The 19,348-nt window shown below is 62.6% G+C and carries 17 protein-coding genes; 12 read left to right on the forward strand and 5 right to left on the reverse strand.

What is annotated here, in order from left to right:
* The first annotated feature begins 37 nt into the window (after positions 1–37).
* From AC56LV_RS19125 to AC56LV_RS19155, 7 genes are all read left to right on the forward strand, one after another.
* On the forward strand, positions 38–1,069 hold the full coding sequence (locus AC56LV_RS19125; protein ID WP_499559980.1) for an SMP-30/gluconolactonase/LRE family protein: 1,032 nt from the start codon (positions 38–40) through the stop codon (positions 1,067–1,069).
* Positions 1,066–3,510, forward strand: coding sequence for a membrane-bound PQQ-dependent dehydrogenase, glucose/quinate/shikimate family (locus tag AC56LV_RS19130; protein ID WP_499559982.1), 2,445 nt, complete (start codon positions 1,066–1,068; stop codon positions 3,508–3,510). Before AC56LV_RS19125 ends, AC56LV_RS19130 begins: the two co-directional genes overlap by 4 nt.
* Positions 3,511–3,612: 102 nt before the next feature.
* Positions 3,613–4,131 carry a (R)-mandelonitrile lyase gene (locus AC56LV_RS19135; RefSeq protein ID WP_499559984.1) on the forward strand — a complete coding sequence of 173 codons (519 nt, stop codon included), beginning with the start codon at positions 3,613–3,615 and terminating at the stop codon, positions 4,129–4,131.
* Between the two features lie 133 nt (positions 4,132–4,264).
* Positions 4,265–4,945 (forward strand): carboxymuconolactone decarboxylase family protein, encoded by a 681-nt coding sequence (locus AC56LV_RS19140; RefSeq protein WP_499559986.1) that lies wholly within the window; start codon positions 4,265–4,267, stop codon positions 4,943–4,945.
* A 160-nt stretch (positions 4,946–5,105) separates the two neighbouring features.
* Positions 5,106–5,672: a DUF3617 domain-containing protein gene (locus tag AC56LV_RS19145; RefSeq protein ID WP_499559988.1), complete on the forward strand. Its 567-nt coding sequence runs from the start codon at positions 5,106–5,108 to the stop codon at positions 5,670–5,672.
* A 372-nt stretch (positions 5,673–6,044) separates the two neighbouring features.
* Positions 6,045–7,073, forward strand: coding sequence for a glycerophosphodiester phosphodiesterase family protein (locus tag AC56LV_RS19150; protein WP_499559990.1), 1,029 nt, complete (start codon positions 6,045–6,047; stop codon positions 7,071–7,073).
* A 152-nt stretch (positions 7,074–7,225) separates the two neighbouring features.
* Complete coding sequence (locus AC56LV_RS19155; RefSeq protein ID WP_499559992.1) at positions 7,226–8,908, forward strand: alkaline phosphatase D family protein; 1,683 nt, start codon at positions 7,226–7,228, stop codon at positions 8,906–8,908.
* A 45-nt stretch (positions 8,909–8,953) separates the two neighbouring features.
* Here the strand turns inward: AC56LV_RS19155 and AC56LV_RS19160 are convergent, their stop codons facing one another.
* The 5 genes from AC56LV_RS19160 to nhaR form a co-directional block, all read right to left on the reverse strand.
* The gene (locus AC56LV_RS19160; RefSeq protein ID WP_499559994.1) at positions 8,954–9,313 is read right to left on the reverse strand and encodes a hypothetical protein; all 360 of its coding nucleotides are present in this window, start codon (positions 9,311–9,313) and stop codon (positions 8,954–8,956) included.
* 28 nt (positions 9,314–9,341) lie between these two features.
* Positions 9,342–10,892 carry a hybrid sensor histidine kinase/response regulator gene (locus AC56LV_RS19165; protein WP_499559996.1) on the reverse strand — a complete coding sequence of 517 codons (1,551 nt, stop codon included), beginning with the start codon at positions 10,890–10,892 and terminating at the stop codon, positions 9,342–9,344.
* Positions 10,893–10,898: 6 nt separating this feature from the next.
* Positions 10,899–11,702: an alpha/beta fold hydrolase gene (locus AC56LV_RS19170; protein ID WP_499559998.1), complete on the reverse strand. Its 804-nt coding sequence runs from the start codon at positions 11,700–11,702 to the stop codon at positions 10,899–10,901.
* An 86-nt stretch (positions 11,703–11,788) separates the two neighbouring features.
* Entirely contained in the window at positions 11,789–13,129 is a 1,341-nt protein-coding gene (locus AC56LV_RS19175) for a hemolysin family protein (RefSeq protein ID WP_332533028.1), read from the reverse strand.
* Between the two features lie 59 nt (positions 13,130–13,188).
* A complete protein-coding gene (gene nhaR / locus AC56LV_RS19180; RefSeq protein ID WP_499453419.1) occupies positions 13,189–14,097 on the reverse strand; it encodes a transcriptional activator NhaR in 909 nt (302 codons plus the stop codon).
* Between the two features lie 115 nt (positions 14,098–14,212).
* Between nhaR and AC56LV_RS19185 the strand changes: the two genes are divergently transcribed.
* The 5 genes from AC56LV_RS19185 (at position 14,213) to AC56LV_RS19205 (ending at position 19,307) form a co-directional block, all read left to right on the forward strand.
* Complete coding sequence (locus AC56LV_RS19185; RefSeq protein ID WP_258836550.1) at positions 14,213–15,259, forward strand: DUF475 domain-containing protein; 1,047 nt, start codon at positions 14,213–14,215, stop codon at positions 15,257–15,259.
* Positions 15,260–15,377: 118 nt separating this feature from the next.
* Complete coding sequence (locus AC56LV_RS19190) at positions 15,378–15,953, forward strand: TerD family protein (protein ID WP_367610557.1); 576 nt, start codon at positions 15,378–15,380, stop codon at positions 15,951–15,953.
* A gap of 63 nt (positions 15,954–16,016) precedes the next feature.
* Entirely contained in the window at positions 16,017–16,712 is a 696-nt protein-coding gene (locus tag AC56LV_RS19195; RefSeq protein WP_499453422.1) for a TIGR00266 family protein, read from the forward strand.
* Between the two features lie 12 nt (positions 16,713–16,724).
* Positions 16,725–17,309: a TerD family protein gene (locus AC56LV_RS19200; RefSeq protein ID WP_499453423.1), complete on the forward strand. Its 585-nt coding sequence runs from the start codon at positions 16,725–16,727 to the stop codon at positions 17,307–17,309.
* Positions 17,310–17,690: 381 nt separating this feature from the next.
* A complete protein-coding gene (locus tag AC56LV_RS19205; RefSeq protein WP_499560000.1) occupies positions 17,691–19,307 on the forward strand; it encodes a methyl-accepting chemotaxis protein in 1,617 nt (538 codons plus the stop codon).
* Positions 19,308–19,348: the final 41 nt, after the last annotated feature.

Genomic DNA, 19,348 nt, shown 5'->3' on the forward strand with positions numbered 1-19,348 from the left:
AATGATGCCTATACATTGCTCTCTGAAAAAAAGATCCATGCTGCTTGGCGCGCTGGGTGGCCTGGTTGTCGTCTCCTGTCCCGCGCTTGCGCAAAACGCCCCTGACCCGCTTGCGTTGCGCCGAGATCCGCGCATGACGGGCCCGGTGCCCATTCCTTCCGCAGAACGCGACATACCGAGCGCGGTTGCGGAAAAGTGGGCAGACGTCATCGACACCGACACGGCGCTTGAAGGCGCGCTGTTCGACACCGAAGGCAACCTGCTCGTGTGCGATGTCGGCGGCAGCAGGATCGTGCGCCTGGACGCCAATCGGCGCATCTCGGTATTGCTGCATCAACCCGGATTGCACGCGGGTGGCCTGGCCATCCATCCGGACGGGCGCATTTTCGTTGCAGCTGCGGGAGACCGCAAGCGCGGGATGCTGGGTGTGATCGAACCTGGCCGCGATGAATTCAACAAAATAGCGGTGACGGCCGATGCCTACGTGCCGAATGACGTGGTACTCGATCGGCATGGCGGATTTTATTTCACCGACTTCAAAGGCACGGCGTTCGATCCGACTGGCGGGGTCTATTACGTGGCACCGGACATGCGTACCGTCACGCCCATCGTGCAACGCCTTGCACTGGCCAACGGCATCGCGCTGAGCCCGGACGGCAAGTATCTGTGGGTAACGGAATTTGGCCAGAACCGCCTTCTGCGCATTACCCTGGAAACGCCTGCAACCGTGTCCAGTCTCGGGGTAGCAGTGGTGTATCGCTTCATCGGGCCGGCTCCCGACTCGATGCGGGTCGACGTCGAGGGCAACCTCTACGTGGCGCTCAATGGCCAGGGCAGGGTACTCGTTTTCAGTCAGGGCGGCATTCCGATCGGCCAGATCCTGCTGCCGGGGCGCGATGCAGGCCATTACCTCAAATCGGCGAGTCTGGCCCTCAAGCCTGGAACGAACGAGGTGTATATCGTCGCCAGCGACGGTGCAGGCGGGCAGGGTGGCGCCGTCTTCCGTGCGCGCACGTTCGTCACGGCGCAGGCACTTCCCAAACCGCAGCAGGCAGGGAAGCGATCATGACCCTACCCAAGGAACCAAGATTGAACAGCTGGATTCGTCATGGCATGGCAATCCTGTTTGCACTCATCGGATTCGTACTGCTGATCGGCGGGGTCCGTTTATTGATGGCCAACGGCTCAGCTTATTACGCCCTGAGCGGGGTTGCACTCGTCGCAATTGGCTGGATGGTGGCGCGGCGTCATCCCCATGCAATCCGCGCTTATGGGCTTGTCCTGGCATTGACGCTGGCGTGGAGTATCGGCGAAGTCGGCTTCGATGGGTGGGCGTTGGTCCCACGGCTGGGCGCGCCGTTTGCCATGGGCCTGCTCCTGCTGTTGCCGGCCGTACGGCGGTCTCCCGACATGGCAGCGGTGACGGCTGCCACATCAGGACGCCGTGGTGCATTGGTAGGCGTCGGCGTCTTTGCCATTGCCGCAGTTGCCGGGACGGCAATCCACGCCGCTGCAGGGCCGGATCCCGCGCCACCCTGGATGCGTCGGGGAATGCAGGCCCAGGTACCTTCCGCTGCATCCAAGGCAACGGGCGCAGCCGACCGTACGGATTGGCTGGCTTTCGGCAACGACCAGGCCGGTACCCGCTTCAGCCCTTTGTCCCAGATCAACGTCGATAATGTCGACAAACTGGAGGTCGCGTGGACAGCCGATACGGGCCCCATGTCGCCAGGACCGAAAAATGGCCTGGAAACGGTCCCCATCATGGTGGGCGACATGCTGTATGCCTGTAGCGGATTCAATCAGGTCGTGGCGCTCGACGCCGAAGATGGCACCAAACGGTGGAGCTACGACATGTCTGGTGGCGTGCCTGCGTCAGGCAAACCGTGCCGCGGCGTTTCGTATTACCGGATACCGAATGCGACAGGCGCCTGTGCGGAACGCATCATTGCCGCCAGCCAGACGCCAGCGTTGATCGCGGTGGACGCTCACACCGGAAAGGCGTGCACGGGCTTCGGCAAGCAAGGCTTCGTCGACCTGAACGCAAACATCAGCAAGTATCCGCGCGGGCAGTTCTATGTCAGCTCGGCGCCCCAGATCATCCGCGGCAACATCGTGGTTGGCGGCGGCATACCGGACGGTCAGTTCTGGGGCGGTCCTTCGGGCGTCATCCGTGCATTCGATGCCGTATCCGGACAACTGGCGTGGGCGTTCGATCCCGGGCATCCCGAGCGTATCGGTGCACCGCCCGAGGGCGACGTCTATACCCCATCGTCACCCAACAGCTGGGCGCCGATCAGTGCTGACGAAACACTTGGTCTGGTGTACTTGCCGATGGGAAGCGCCACGCCGGACAATTATGGCGGACAGCGCCGCGTGCTCGACGACCAGTATGGTGACGCCGTCCTTGCCCTGGACGCCGAGACAGGCCGGCCGCGCTGGAGTTTCCAGACCACGCACCACGACATCTGGGACTACGATGTACCGGCCCAACCGACCCTGGTTGACCTGCCAGGCCCCGACGGTGTGCGCCATGCGCTGATCCAGGCCACCAAGCGTGGCGAGGTCTTCGTTCTTGATCGTACCAATGGCAAGCCGATTTTCCCGGTCGAAGAGCAGGCTGCATTGCAGGGTTCCGTTGCTCCCGGAGAGCGCTTGTCACCGACGCAACCTGCTTCCATCCGGTTGCCGGCGTTCAGAGGGGCGACGCTGGTGGAGAAAAACATGTGGGGGGTCACGCCGATCGACCAGATGCTGTGCCGCTTGCAGTTCCGTCAATCGCGCTACGAAGGCCACCTGACGCCATCCACGCTCGACACGCCAACCTTGTTCGATCCCGGCTCTGCAGGCGGCATCAACTGGGGCGGTGTCTCGATCGACCTCGATCGTGGCGTCATGGTGGTGACGTGGATGCAGACTGCCGACCTGGTCGAAATTCTGACGCGTGCCGAGGCAATACGACGCAAGTTCAAACTGATGGACGGTCAGAGTTCGGGCGGCGATGCAGAGCGCCCCATGCTCAATACCCCTTATGCCTCCTATGGGACAACGTTCGTTTCGCCGCTTGGCGTTCCCTGCAATGCGCCACCCTGGGGGCAGATCGGCGCTGTCGATCTGGCAACCGGTGCGCTGCTCTGGCACAAGCCGCTGGGATCGGCGCGCGACTCCGGTCCATTGGGCATCCCATCCATGGTGCCGTTGACGATCGGGACGCCACTCACGGGTGGCACCGTCACGACGCGCGGCGGCCTCATATTCGTTGGCGCAGCCGCAGAAAAAACGCTCCGGGCGATCGACCTGCGTACCGGGCGCGAGCTTTGGCAGGCACGGCTGCCAGCTGGCGCCAACGCGTCGCCCATGACATATCGGGGGCCGCGTAGTGGCCGTCAATTCGTGGTCATCGCCGCAGGCGGGAAAGTGGCGCTGAAAACAAAGCTCGGCAACAGCATCGTGGCGTTCGCGCTGCCCAGTTCAGGTCCTGCACCGGCCTCTGCCAACGTCGGCAGATGAGCACCTTTTACGACGTCGTTGGCATTCGGGCGTCGATGCAGAATCAAAGGACTGAAGCAGGCAAGCCGATTTTTAACAGCATTAACGGGTCACAGGAAATCCATGAAACCTATCATCGCAGCAACACTATCGCTCTTTCTTGCCGCACCTGCTTTCTCGCAAACTGCGACAGGACAGGGCAAGCCAGGGACCGCAGCGCAAGGCGCCGACGCCAGACCCGGCGAAATGACGATTGCCCGCGCCGGCAGCCAGGCATCAATCAAAGGGCCAGCGGAAAACTTTACCGGTAACGTCCGGGTCGACCCGGTGTTTGGCGCACACCCGCCGGTTACCACCTCGGCCGGCGCAGTCACGTTCGAACCACGCGCCCGGTCGGCCTGGCATACCCACCCTGCAGGGCAGGTCCTCGTTGTGACATCCGGCGTGGGACGGATTCAGCAGTGGGGCCGCAAAGCGGAAGATATCCGTCCCGGTGACGTGATCTGGACCCCGCCAGGCGTCAAGCACTGGCACGGCGCTGCACCGACCACGGCGATGACCCATATCGCCATCCAGGATGCGGTGGGTGGCAAAACCGTCGAGTGGCTGGAGAAAGTCAGCGATGAACAGTACGCGCAATAAGTCCGTCATGCCAAACAGCGGGCTCGCTCTTGCATTGCTTGGCTGCGCAAGCTTGTTCGCCATGTCGGGCGATGCAAGTGCACAGCCGCGCACGAGTGCGCCCAGTTCAACACCGCCAACCAAAGGAGTACTCATGGCTGCACCAGCATTCGACAACTACACCCAAAAACTGTTATTTGACGACGTATGGAAGCGCCCGGACCTGTCGCAGCGCGATCGGTCGCTTGTCACCATTGCCGTACTCGTTTCCAGAAACGCGACAGCGGAACTGCCTTCCTACCTGGCCCGGGCTCTCGACGCCGGGGTCAAGCCTGGCGAAATAGCGGAGATCATCACCCACCTCGCTTTCTATTCGGGCTGGCCCAATGCAAGCGGGGCCGCAAGTGCCGCGCAAGCCGTGTTTGCCCAACGCCAGATCGATGTTTCGCAACTGCCTCCGGCAACGGTCGCGTTGCTGCCTCTGGACAAACAAGCAGAGGAAAGGCGCGCCAGGACAGTCGAAGAGAACTTCGGGCAGGTTTCGCCAGGCGTGGTGAAGTACACGACCGAGGCGTTGTTCCGGGACCTTTGGCTGCGTCCGGGGCTTGCACCGCGTGATCGCAGTATGGTCACGGTCAGCGCCCTGGTGACATCCGGCCAGGTAGCGCAGATCACCTACCACCTGAACCGCGCCATGGACAATGGGCTGACCGAAAAAGAAGCGGGGGAAATGCTCACGCAACTGGCGTTCTATGCCGGTTGGCCAAACGTGTTCTCCGCGATGCCCGTTTTTAAGGACGTGTTCAGCAAGCGCGCAGGGACCGTGGGCAAGTAATTCTCACCGGGACCTGGCGCCGCCCAGGACATCGGATCGAAGGCATGCGTTGCCTGTCCCCCGACATTGAGTTACTTGTATCGCATCGATTGCACAACCTCAGAATTCGCTCTCTGCCCGAATCGCATACACTGAAACACCCCACCTATCAGGAGCCAGTATGCGCACGAAACACGCCACACAGATCGTCTTTGCCCTCGCCAGCCTCTGTGCAGGACAGGCATTCGCGCAGCAACCGGTCATCAAACCCGGGCTGTGGCAGATCGATATGACGCTGTCCGACCAGGCAAGTGGCAACCCGCTGGGGGGCTATCTTGAACTGATGAAAAGCCAGATGGCCCTGATGACGCCCGAGCAGCGCGCACAGATCGACAAGATGCTGGCTGCGAATGGCACCGAACTCAATGGCGATGGTTTGCGCACGAGACAGTGCATTACCCGGCAAAACATCAACGACTTCGATTTGTTCGGTAAAAAAGGCGGGGATTCCTGCACCAAGAAGATGACACCTACCGCAGGCGGAATGAATGTGAGCATGACCTGCTCCCAGCCCCGGATGAAGGTCGACGCCGTCCTGAAGGCCGAGAGTGAAACATCGTACCGGTTTGACTCAGTCACTACCTTACCGGGGCCGGGCGGCGCAGACATCAGCCAGAAATCAAGCGGCACCGGAAAATGGCTGGGAAGCGATTGTGGAAAGACCGCTGCAGCAGCGGTTGGGCGGTAACGGGCAGGGTGCGAATCAGCGCAGCAAAGGGCGGCCTGGCAGGCGCCAGCTGCAACAGGCATCGGGCGCTACTGCAGCACCCCGTTGTCATGCAGGCCATCTTCCAATAAAAAACCAGTACCTGATCGACATGACGGCCGTCGCCGTGCGCTGACCGTTTGTCGATCGACCCACCCATTCGTGCTGCCTGGCAATCCTTGCAAAATGTGGCCGCCTCAACAACACATCGGCGCGCGAATTCATGCCACTGTCATCATGCCGAATTAGCATCCCCTCGTTCGCCCCACCAATATGGCGCTGACAACTTCTGATGCGCTCGCCCGTCATGCGTGGCGCGAAATAACTCATAACACTTGAAGAGGGTTTGCTTTTATGAAAACGTCGTATCTCGGACTGTTGCCGCTCGCGGCCATGCTGTTCGCGCCGGTCGCCGCCCATGCCATGCCCGTGTCGACCCTCACCGGTGAACGTCCGCTGGTGATTGCCCACCGTGGCGCCAGCGGGTACCTGCCGGAAGAGTCGGTGCAGTCCTATCAGCTCGCCATGCGGATGGGCGCCGACTATATCGAAGGCGATGTCTACCTGACTGCCGACAACAAGGCCGTGATGCTGCACGACGGCACATTGAATGCCACGACGAATGTCGTCGCATTCGCGGCGACGCATCCCGAGATCGCCGCCCTGCGTTCCAGCAACGGGACCTACGATGTGCGCAAATTCACGCTGGCGCAGCTCGAGAAGTTATCCGTGACGTGCCGCAACGCCAATGGCTACTGCACCGACAAGACCTATTTCAACCCGGCCATCTCGTACAGCTTCACGTCCTACGACGCTTTTCTCGACCTGGCCTACAACCATTTCCTGGAAACCGGTGTCGCGATCGGCGTCTTCCCGGAAGCCAAGCAAACCGGGCTGGAGGTAGCTGAAGCCATCCTGGCGGGCCTGACCAATGCGAAGTACAACGGGTACTTCACCACGGCGGGCCGCGCCCTGACGCAGTCCTTCAACGCAGCGCAGGTGGAATACCTGAACACCAACTCGTCCATCCCGGTCAGCTATCTGGGCGTCTGCCCTACCACGGCGGCAGGGGCGGCTGCGGTCGCCGCCATCGCCGACGGGATTGGCCCTTCGGCAGGCCTGCTCAGCGCAGCCTGCGTGAAGGCCGCGCACGACGCCGGGATGACGGTCACGCCGTACACCTTCCTGAGCAACCCGGCCACCTATGAGGCGGCCTATAACCTTGGTGTCGACGGTGTCTTCACCAACTATCCGGACATCGCCGTCACCGCGCGCGACGCCGTGTTCGGTCCGGCCACGCCAGTGCCGGAGCCGCATTCACTGGCGCTGCTGGGCCTGGGCCTGGCCGGCATCGTCGGACTGAAAAAGCGCAAGCAGGCTTGATCACGCACGTGATTTGCACGCCCGGCCGGCATGTCCGGCCGGGCGTGCAAATCATGCCCGGCACTTCATGCCCCATGCATCGTCCGCGTCATCAGAGCGTCATCGGCACTGGCTAAGATTTGCCGTCTTTCACTTTTACCAATTGCCATCCCATGAACCAATCGCATTCGCGTCGCAATTTCATTCGTACCTTCTCCCTCGGCACCGTCGCCGTATCCACGCTCCCGCTCGCGGCCTGCGGCGGTGACGGCGACGACCGCACCGTCAGCTTCGCGCACGGCGTGGCCAGTGGTGATCCGCTGGCCGACCGCGTCATCCTGTGGACGCGCATCACGGCCACCGGCGCCGCCGACATCGATGTCGGCTGGGAGATTTCCGAGACGAGCGATTTTTCACGTACGGTGGCCTCGGGCAGCCTGCGCACCGGCAGCGCCAGCGACTTCACGGTGAAAGTGGATGCGACCGGCCTGACGGCAAACCGCAGCTATTTCTACCGCTTCGGCTGCTACGGCCAGCTCTCGCCGGTGGGGCGTACCAAGACGCTCCCAACGGGCAGCGTCTCGCGCGTGCGCTTTGCCGTGTTCAGCTGCTCGAACTACCCGGCCGGCTACTTCAACGTGTATGCCGATGCCGCCAGGTTCGACGACATCGATGTCGGCCTGCACCTGGGCGACTACATCTACGAATACGCCGCCGGCGGCTATGCATCGCAGAACGCGGGCACCCTGGGGCGCGTGTCGAAGCCGGCCACCGAGATCATCACGCTGACGGATTACCGGGTTCGCTTCCAGCAATACCGCACCGACCCGGACCTGCAGGCGGTGCATGCGCGCATGCCCTTCATCGCCGTCTGGGATGACCATGAACTGACCAATGACACCTGGAGCGGCGGCGCCGAAAACCACGACCCGGCCACGGAAGGCCTGTGGTCGGCGCGGCGCCAGATGGCAATCCAGGCTTATCACGAGTGGATGCCGATCCGCGTACCGGACGCCGCGCGCCCGGACAAGATCTACCGCTCGTTCGATTTCGGCAACCTGCTGTCGCTGCACATGCTCGACACCCGTGTGATCGGCCGCGACAAGCAACTGGCCTACGCCAGCTATGTCGGCGCCGACCGCAGCTTCAACAGCGCGGCCTTCACTGCCGACGTGACGAACCCGGCGCGTCAGCTGATGGGCACGGAGCAGACCGCCTGGCTGCGCAACCAGATGAGCAAGTCGACGGCCACCTGGCAGGTCCTGGGCCAGCAGGTACTGATGGCGCGCATGCTGCTGCCGGCGCCGATGGTGCTGGGCACGACGGGCTATGCGGCGTACTTCGCGATTGCCGCCAAGGTCAAGGCCGGCGTGGCGCTGAGCGCCGCAGAGCAGCAGCAACTGGCGGCCACGCCGGTGCCGTATAACCTCGATGCCTGGGATGGCTACCATGCCGCGCGCGAGACGGTGCTGAACATGGCGCAGGCGCTGAACAAGAACATGGTGGTGCTGGCGGGCGACACCCACAATGCCTGGGCCAGCGACCTGGCCGACCAGCAAGGGCGGGCAGTGGGCGTTGAATTCGGCGTGCCGGCTGTGACCTCGCCCGGTTTCGAAAGCTATTTCCCGACTGTCGCGCCGGCCACCGTGGCGGGCGGCATGGAGCAGCTGATCGGGCCGCTGCAATACGCCGAGACGGCCTCGCGCGGCTTCGTCGTGCTGACGGTCACCCCGACCGAAACACGGGCCGAGTACCGCTACGTCGATACGATCACGTCGAAAACGTACAAGGCGGTCGTCGGCAAGACGCTGCGCATGTTGCCGGGCGCAGCAAACCGCAAGATCGTCGCCGCCTGACGGGCGTACAGAGCGAGGCCCCTGGCCTCGCTCCGCTCCGGAACATCAACACATTGCCAGCTGCCAGACGAGTTTCTCCCGATCCTTTTCCAGCAGCTGCACCTCGACTCCCTTGCTGGCCGAGCGCGTGATCACGACCGTCTTGTGAAAGTACGTGTACTGGACGCTGACCGTGCCCGCGCTCTCGGTGCGCTTCACATCGGCCCGGTCGACATTGAGCTTGAGGTTCTGCAGGATTTGCGCATCTGGCCAGCCGGCCGACAGGCGCACGTGGCGCGTGCGGTCGTCGCCATTGGCCTGCGGGTAGACGCGCTCGCACGCATGGGCGGGCGCTGGCACCACGACGAGCGCGGACAGTGACAGCAAGCCTGCTGCGAGAAGGTTCAGGGACAAGGCGCGGGTCATGTTTTGGATGTCGATAAGAAACAGGTGCTTACTGTAGCAGCAAGCGCAGCCGCTCGATATCGATCGGCTTGGTCAGGTGATGATCGAACCCCGCATCGCGCGCCAGTTGCCGGTCGCGCTCCTGGCCCCAACCGGTGGCCGCAATCAGTTTGGTGCTGGCGCAGGCATCCAGCCCGCGCAGGCGGCGCGCCAGTTCGTAGCCATTGAAGTCGGGCAGGCCGATATCGAGCAGCGCGACCTCGGGCAGGAAGTCCGGCGCCAGCGCCAGTGCGCCGGCCGCCGTATGCGCCAGCAGCGTCGTGCAGCCGAACAGTTCGAGCATGGTCGCCATCGTCTCGGCCGCATCGACATTGTCATCCACCACCAGCACCCGCAGTGGCGCCGGCTGGCCAGGTGCCGCCAATGCTGGCTCGGCCGCCGCGCAACCCGCGATCAGCGGCAGGCGCAAGGTGAACTGGCTACCGCGGCCCGGCCCGTCGCTCTCGACCAGGATCTCGCCGCCATGCAGCTCCACGATGCCGCGCGCCAGTGCCAGGCCGATCCCCAGGCCGCCGCAGGCGCGGTCGAGTCCTGTTTCCAGCTGGGTGAATAACTGAAAGATCGTGCCCAGCGCGCCCGCCGGAATGCCGATGCCGTTGTCGCGCACGCGCAGTTCGGCGTGACCGGCCTGGCCCGCCAGTTCGACATCGATCAGCCCGCCATCGGGCGTGTACTTGGCCGCGTTGCCCAGCAGGTTGATCGCCACCTGCGCCAGGCGCGTGGCGTCGCCATCGACGGTCAGCGGCGCATCGGGCAGGGCCAGGCGCAGCGTGTGGCGTGCCGCAGTCATCACCGGCGCCATGTCGTGCACCGCGCCGCGCACCAGCGCCGCCATGTCGACCGGCGCGCGCCGCAGCTGCATGCGGTTCTGGGTGATGCGCGAGACTTCCATCAGGTCGTCCACCAGCCGCGTCAGGTGCCGCAGCTGGCGGTCGAACGCGCCGATCACGCGCGCATCCTCGTCATTGCCATGCTTGATCTTGAGAACGTCGAGCGCGCTGCGCATCGGGGCCAGCGGATTGCGCAGCTCGTGCGACAGCGTGGCGAGAAATTCATCCTTGCGCAGGTCGGCCGCCGACAACTGCGTGTTCACCGCCTGCAGTTGCAGGTCGCGCTGGCGCTGCGCCTCGCGGATTGCGTCGGCGGCCTCCGACCTGCACAGCAGCGCGTTTTCGTAGGCGTGCCTGCCACCATCGCGAAACAGGGCCCAGTGGTCGATCTCGCGATCGCCATCGCGCTGGCGCACGAGCTGGATCAGTACCGGCAGCCGCGCGCCGCCTGGTATCAGGAGGTCGATCTGGATGTCATGCGCCGCGCCCTCGCTCTGCAGGCGCGGCACGCAGCACGTGTAGTGAAACAGGCGGGCGCTGGCCGGCAGCAGGTCGTGCAGGCGCGCGCCCACCAGCGCGCCGGGGGGCATCCCGAGCCATGCATGCAGGCTGGCATTGGCCGCGAGGATCATGCCGTGTGCATCGGTTGCCATCAGGCCGCATGCAGCCTGGTCGAAGAACAGGTCGGTCGCGGTGAGGGCGGCGTTCATGGACGGTCAGCGTAGCGGCTGTGTGAGGAAGGCGTCGATGGCGGCCGAGACGGCGGTCGGGGCGCTCATGTGCGGGCAGTGGCCGACATTCGGTACCATCGCGAACGTGCTGCCGGGCAGGTTCTGGTGAAGCCACTGGCCGGCCGTGCGCGGCGCGATCAGGTCGTCGCTGCATTGCAGGATCAGCGCGGGCGTCGTGGATCTGGGCACATCAAGGCGGTGGTCCGAGCGGAACGTGACGCTGGCAAAGTGATGGGCGATTTCGGGATCGTTGCGGCAAAAACTGGCCGTCAGCCCGGAGGCCAGGTGGGGCTGGTTGGGCGCGCCCATGATGGTGGGTGCAAGGCTGTGCGACCAGGCGATGAAGTTCGTCTCCATCGTCTCGAGCAGTTCGTCGATGTCGTCGCGCGTGAAGCCCCCGGTATAGTCGCCGTCGTTGATGTAGCAGGGCGACGGACTGACCATGATCTGGGCCGCGAAGCGCTCGGGTGCGGCGATCGTGGCCAGCATGCCGATCGTCGCGCCGACCGAGTGCCCGACAAACACCACCGGACCGCTGGCATGGGCGTCGATGATGGCGAGCAGGTCGTCGGCATGACCCTGCAGCGTCGCATGGCGGGCGCGGTCATAGGCCGAAAGATCCGAGCCGCCGGAGCCGACGAGATCGTAGGTAAGGACGCGATACCGGTGCTGGTAGGCAGGGGCGAGGTGACGCCACATCGTCTGGTCGCAACCGAAACCATGGGCAAACACCATGGTGGCGGCGCCCTGGCCGGCGAGGTGAACGTTATGGCGAAGCTGGGCGGACATTGAATGCCTCTCGTCGGTTCACGCAGATATACACAAAAAATAGCATCATTCTTGTGTAATGTCAGCAATGCCGATGTAAAAGGCGGTTAGTCGTGGTCGTCGTTCTCGCCGGCACGGGTCAGTTGCGGGATCACCTTGACCAGCAGGATGCGCGGTCCATTCATCTTCTTGACCACGACATCGAACTGCGGGAAGCCGATGCGCTGGCCCTGCTTGGGGATGTCGCCCAGCTTGGCCATCAACAGGCCGCCGACCGATTCGACATCGTCCAGCCCCATTTGTTCGTTGTCGATATCGATGCCCAGCAGGCGTTCGAGCGAGAAGATCGGCAGGCTGGCCTTGCCGATCCAGGTGCCGTCGGCCTGCTTGAGCCAGTCGTTTTCGTTCATCCGGAATTCATCGCGGATCTCGCCGACCATCGCGCCCAGCAGGTTGTCGAGCGTGACGAAGCCGACCGGGCGCTTGCCCTTTTCGCCGATCAGCGCGAAGTGGGGCGCGCCGCCGCGGAAGCGCCGGAAGATGTCCTGCGCCGGCGTGCGCGCCGAAATCGATTCGACCGGCCGCAGGAACTGGGTCAGGTCGCCGATGGGCCGGCCCGACTGCAGCGCAAAATACAGGTCTTTCAGGTGGACGATGCCGATGACTTCCTCGCCGTCCTTGTCGAAATACGGGTAGCGCGAAAAGCGGTTGCGGCGCACGGTTTCCAGGTTCTGCTCGAGCGAGCGGCTGGCGTACAGGGCGCTGACTTCGTTGATCGGGCGCATCAGCTCGGACACTGCCAGCTGGCTGAAGTCGAGCGACTGGGCCAGGATATTGCGGTCGTCCTGCGTGATCTTTTCGGCCGGGTTGCTGGTGCGCAGAATCAGTTTGAGTTCGTCGAGCGAGTAGTGATGGTCGTGCCCGCCCTTGCCGGCCAGGCCCGCCACGCGCAGCAGCGTATTGGCGCTGGCATTGAGCAGGGCGATTGCCGGGTACATGGCCCAGTAAAACGCATACAGCGGGATGGCGCACCACAGCGCCACCGATTCCGGCAGCCGGATCGCCAGCGTTTTCGGGGCCAGTTCACCCACCACGATGTGCAGGAACGAAATCACCGAGAACGCGACGATGAACGAAATGCTGTGGATCAGTTCTTCGGACGTCACGCCAACAAACGCGAAGACCGGTTCGAGCAGGCTGGCAAAGGCCGGCTCGCCGACCCAGCCCAGACCCAGCGACGCCAGCGTGATGCCCAGCTGGCAGGCTGACAGGTAGGCGTCGAGCTTGCCGTGGACTTTCTCCAGGATGCGTCCGCGCAGGCCGGTGGTCCTGGCGATGGCGTTCACGCGGGTCTTGCGCAGCGTGACGATACTGAATTCGGCGGCGACGAACAGGCCGTTCAGCGCGACCAGAAACAGGGCGAGAACGAGGAAGAGGATATTTTCCATGCTGGAGATGTATTAACAAAAGGCAAAGCAAGAGGGCATTGTACAACCCAAAACGGCCCTTATCCGTCTGATAACGCGCCTTTGTGCACGGCCGACAGGATTGCCTCGACCGCCGGATGCTTGATCTTGCGTTCGTTCGAGATCGCATAGAAGTGTTCGCGCACCTCCGGCACCCGGCCGACCAGCTCAGCGCCGAGCTGGTAGTCGATGTCGGCAGCGGGCGCAGCCGGCGTGAAGAACAGGCCCAGGCCGCGCCGGCCGAAGGTATTCAGTAACGCGTTGTCCTCGAACTCGCCGACCACATCGGGCCGGATCGCATGGCGCTCGAACCAGTCGTCGATCTTGCCGCGCAGGGCATTGTTGCGCGTGGGCAGCAAAAACGGCGCCCCGTGCAGCGACGCCGGAAAATCATCGCGGTACGCGTGCGCCAGGGCCGGGGCGCCGACGACGAACATCTCGCTTTCGGACAGCAGGTGGCTGAACACGCGCAGCGTGGTGCCGGTGGGCACGGCGCGGTCGGTCAGCACGACATCGAGCTTGTGCAGCGCCAGGTCGCCCAGCAGCGCCTCGTACTGGTCTTCGTGGCACACCAGGCGCACCGGCGTGGCCAGCCGGGTCGTGACCTCGAGCAGGCGGTAGGCGGTGAACTTGGGCAGCGAATCGGAAATGCCCACCGCCAGGCGGATGCGCGTGCTGTCGGACGCATCGAGCGCTTCCTGCATCTGCTCGCCCAGCAGAAATATCTGGTCGGCATACGACAGCGCCAGGCGGCCCGCTTCGGTCAGCGTCAGGCGCCGGCCCTGCTGGGTGAACAGTGCCTTGCCGAACGCCTGTTCAAGTAAGGTAAGCTGCGTACTCACTGTCTGGATGGCCAGGCCAAGGCGCTCGGCGGCGCGCGTGATGCTGCCTTCCTTGGCAACCACCCAGAAGTAATAGAGGTGGCGAAAGTTGGGGAGTGCGTGGCTCATGGCTTCTGTTTTTCGGAAGTAATCTTCCAATTATCTTCGCTTTTTCAATCGCTTGGCAACCTTTACAATTGTTCGTCAGCACCGTTTTTCATAAATCATAAGAGGGGAAATATTAATGAAGTACTTTACCTGGTCATTCATCGTGACCGCGGTCTGTCTTGCCCTTGCGGCCTGGTGGGGATTCGATCATGGTGGAACGTCGGGCATGATTACCGCGCTGGGCGTGGCGGCCATTCTGGCCGTCATGGAAGTCTCGCTGTCATTCGATAACGCGGTGGTCAACGCCTCGGTCCTCAAGACCTGGGACGAGTTCTGGATCAAGCTGTTCCTGGGCGTCGGCATCATCATCGCCGTGTTCGGCATGCGTCTGGTGTTCCCGCTGGTCATCGTGGCCGTGGCTGCCGACCTGGGCGCGGCAGAAGTCTGGAACCTGGCGCTGACCAATCCAAAAGCGTTCTCGATGCACCTGACCAACCACCACGCTGAAGTGGCGGCATTCGGCGGCATGTTCCTGCTGCTGGTGTTCCTGAACTTCATGCTGGACGATGAAAAGGAAACCCACTGGCTGGGCAACTTCGAAGCAAAACTGGGTTCGCTCGGCAAGGTGTCGTCGATCGCCGTCATGATCGCCATCGCCGCGCTGCTGTTCAGCCTGACGTATGTTGATGAAGCGCAGAAGATGGTCGTTGCGATCGCCGGTATGTGGGGCATCCTGGTCTATGTTGCTGTCGATATGCTTAGCAGCCTGCTGGAAAAGAGCGAATCGGGCGAGGGCGCTGTCGGTGACGCGGTCAAAAAAGGCGGTATCGGTGGTTTCCTGTACCTCGAAGTGCTGGATGCGTCGTTCTCGTTCGACGGTGTGATCGGCGCGTTCGCGATCACCAGCGACGTCGTGATCATCATGCTGGGCCTGGCAATCGGCGCGATGTTCGTGCGTTCGATGACCGTGTTCCTGGTGCGCAAGGGCACGCTTGATGAATACGTCTACCTCGAGCACGGCGCGCACTACGCGATCGGTATCCTGGCCGTGATCATGCTGGCCAGCATGAAGTGGCACGTGCCAGAGCTGATCACCGGCGGTGTGGGCGTGGCCTTCATCCTGGCGTCGCTGTGGAGCTCGATTCAGTACAAGAAGAAGCACGCCGCACTGGGCGGCGCGTAAGCGGTAACCGGGCCGGCGGCATGCATGCCGGCCCTGCAGTACAGAATTCGCTGCGAGTGGCAGAACACCAGCTCGCGGCGCTTGCAACCCGGTGTTCACAATTTAGGAGATTCTCATCATGGCAATCAGTCTGCAAAAAGGCGGCAACGTCAACCTGTCGAAAGAAGCACCAGGCCTGACTTCACTGAAAGTCGCACTCGGCTGGGACATTCGCGCCACCGATGGCGCAGCCTTTGACCTCGACGGCGCTGTGTTCCTGCTCAATTCGTCCGGCAAGGTCCGTTCGGATGGCGACTTCATCTTCTATAACAACCTCAAGTCTGCCGACGGTTCGATCGTCCACTCGGGCGACAACACGACCGGCGCCGGCGATGGCGACGATGAATTCGTCACCATCGACCTGACCAAGGTCCCGGCTGACGTCGACAAGGTCGTCCTGGGCGTGACCATTCACGACGCCGAAACCCGTCGCCAGAACTTCGGCATGGTCGGCAAGGCTTTCATCCGCTGCGTCAACAACGCCACCAACGCCGAAGTCGCGCGCTACGACCTGTCGGAAGACGGTTCGACCGAAGCGGCCATGATCTTCGGTGAGGTCTACCGCAATGGCGCGGACTGGAAATTCCGCGCGATCGGCCAGGGCTTTGCCGGCGGCCTGGGCCCACTCGCCCGCAACTACGGCGTCAACGTTTAATCAATCAAGCCAGGGCGCTTCTGCGGGGGCGCCCTGCGTGGAACCTCATTCTAAGGAAGCCAAATGCCAGTATTTACCGTGACCGGGGACGTCGATCCTTTCCTTCATGTGTCGATGAAGCAGGGCGAGACCATCTATTGCGAATCCGACGCAATGGTGATGATGGAATCGACCCTCGACCTCAAAGGCAAGATGAAGGGCGGGCTCGGTAGTGCGCTGATGCGCACCTTTGCCAACGGCGAGTCGTTCTTCCAGCAGCACATCGAAGCCACGCGCGGCGATGGCGACTGCCTGCTGTCGCCAACCCTGCCGGGTGCGATGCAGACGGTCGATGTCGGTCCGAACCACTACATCATCAGCGATGGCGCATTTGTCGCGGCCACGTCCGGTGTCGACCTCAAGGTGCGCACGCAAAGTCTGGGCAATGCGATCTTCGCCAACAGTGGCGGCTTTTTCGTTACCGAGACAGGCGGCCAGGGCCAGGTAGTGGTGTCGGGCTTCGGGTCGATGTCGGTGCTGGATGTCGAGCCAGGCAAGGACGCGATCATTGATAATTCGCACGTGGTGTGCTGGGACAGCACGCTGCGCTACGAAATTTCGATCACGACCGGCACCAGCGGCGGTTTCCTGGGTAACCTGATCAACAGCCAGACCAGTGGCGAGGGCATGGTCCTGCGCTTCTCGGGTCGTGGCAAGGTGTATGTATGTTCGCGCAACCGCACTGCATTCAAAGCCTGGATGCAGCAGCCAGCGAAATAACGGAGGAACACAATGTCAGTCAATCTGCAAAAAGGCCAGAAGATCTCTCTGGACAAGGAAGCCGGTGGCGGCCTGTCCCGCGTGACCATGGGTCTGGGTTGGGATGCGATCAAGTCGAAGGGTTTCTTCGGCTTCGGTGGCGGCAAGTCGGACGCAGTCGACCTGGACGCATCGGTGGTCATGTTCGACGAGTCGAACAAGCCGGTGGACGTGATCTGGTTCCGCCAGCTCAAGAGCAAGGACGGCAGCATCGTGCACACGGGCGACAACCGCACCGGCGCCGGTGATGGCGACGACGAGCAGATCACCGTCGACCTGAACGCCGTGCCGGCATCGGTCAAGGCGCTGGTCTTCACGGTCAACAGCTTCACCGGGCAGACTTTCGCCACGGTGGAAAACGCCTACTGCCGCCTGATCAATGCAGGCAACCAGCAGGAAGTCGCGCGTTTCAACCTGTCGGTGACGGGATCGCACTCGGCGCAGATCATGGCCAAGCTGTACCGCCATGGTGGCGAGTGGAAGATGCACGCGATCGGCGAGAACGGTAGTGGCCGTACGTTTGATGATCTGATGCCGCAGATTTCAGTGCACCTGTAATCGGCGGGATTGTTTGACCAGAGAACCGGGGCCAAGTGCCCCGGTTTTTTTATGGCTTGGTGAAAATAGGGTGGATTGCAGTTATAGGGTGGGCGGCTACGCCGTCCACGCGTTCAAACCAACCTCGCTCAGTGCTTTTGCGATGTCGAGTTCAAGATAGGTGGGAAACCTTATGTGCACAGGGATATAGGTACACTTTTCAAATGAACAAGCTTGCAGCCAAAAAGGATCAGCAGATCTGCGCGCTGTTGCTCATAGACAACTACTTTTCAGGATATTGAACGTCAGACTCTATTTTTTGACGGGAAGTAGTCACTTCCGGGCTATCGTCTTTCCGTTGCGGTATTCACTCCGCGCAAGAAAACTTTATCCAGGGCCTCCATGCTTTCCAAATTAACATTGCGTTTCCGACTGATCGCCACGCTGGCAGTCCTCGGTCTTCTCATTGCCGCCATCGGTGTACTCGGCATCTATGGCATGCGTTCGAATCATGCCGCGCTCGAGCAGGTGTACAGCAACCAGCTCGCCTCGAGCATTGCAATCAACAACTCCAAGAACTTCCTGAACCGCGCCCGTTTCGGCCTGGATCGCGCCGTGTTCCATCCGGACGCGCCCGACGTCGCCAAGACGATCGCGCGCGCCAAGGGCTTCATCGACGACGCCAACAAATCGTGGCAAACCTATCTGGCCATGCCGCGCAATGGTGAAGAGGCAGCACTGGCCAAGACCCTGGAAACCGAACGCACACGCTATATCAACGATGGCATGCTGGCGCTGGCCACCGCCATCGAGCAGGGCAACGTCGAGCGTGTCGAGGCGTTGTCGATGAAGGAAATGACGGCGCTGTACGGCATCTTCGACAAGGCGTCGGTGGCGCTGGACGACTACCAGCTGACCACCGCCCGCCATGGGTTCGAGGCCAGCCTGGCACTGTTCAACACTTTGATGTGGGCGGCGGGTCTAAGTGTGGTGTTCGGCCTCGTGCTGGCAATCGTGTCGTCGGTGTACTTGCTGCGCGCAATCATGCGACCGCTCGAACAAGCGATCGCTCACTTCGACGCGATGGCCCACGGCGACTTGTCGACGACGGTCGTCGTCGATCGCCAGGATGAAATGGGCGCGCTGCTCAAGGGCCTGGCCTCGATGCAGGAGCAGTTGTCCGGCACCGTGCGCAGCGTGCGTGACAGCAGCATGTCGATCGCCACCGCCAGCGCCGAAATCGCCGCCGGCAACATGAACCTGTCGGGCCGCACCGAGCAGCAGGCCAGCAGCCTGGAAGAAACCGCGTCCTCGCTGGAAGAACTGACCAGCACCGTGCAGCACAATGCCGACAACGTCCGCCAGGCCAACAATGTGGCGCGCTCGGCATCCGAAGTGGCCATCCGCGGCGGGAAGCTGGTCGGGGACGTGGTCGAGACCATGAGCGCCATCAATGCGTCGTCCAAGCGCATCGTCGACATCATTTCCGTCATTGACGGCATCGCGTTCCAGACCAATATCCTGGCGCTCAATGCGGCCGTCGAAGCAGCGCGCGCCGGCGAGCAGGGCCGCGGCTTTGCGGTCGTCGCCAGTGAAGTGCGCAATCTGGCGCAGCGTTCGGCAGCGGCAGCAAAAGAGATCAAGGAATTGATCGGCACGTCGGTGACCAATGTCGAGGCGGGTACGGCCCTGGTCGACAGCACCGGCACCACGATGAACGAGATCGTTTCGAGTGTAAAACGGGTCTCGGACATCATGGCCGAGATCCTGGCTGCCGGCGAAGAGCAGACGTCGGGCATTGGCCAGATCAATGAAGCGGTCAGCCTGATGGACCAGGCAACCCAGCAGAACGCGGCGCTCGTCGAAGAAGCGGCGGCCGCCACCGGCGCGCTGCAGGAGCAGGCCCAGGCGCTGCAGCAGATGGTGAGCGTGTTCAAGGTCGACGCACAGGCGAGCGGGCAGCAGCACGGGCGCGCGCTCGGACACAAGGCCCAGCAGCGCATCGCCATCGCAGCGTAGTGCAATGGGACGCATTGCCCATGCCATAATGCCGGCATCAT

It is taken from the genome of Telluria sp. RB2R28 (assembly GCF_059685835.1).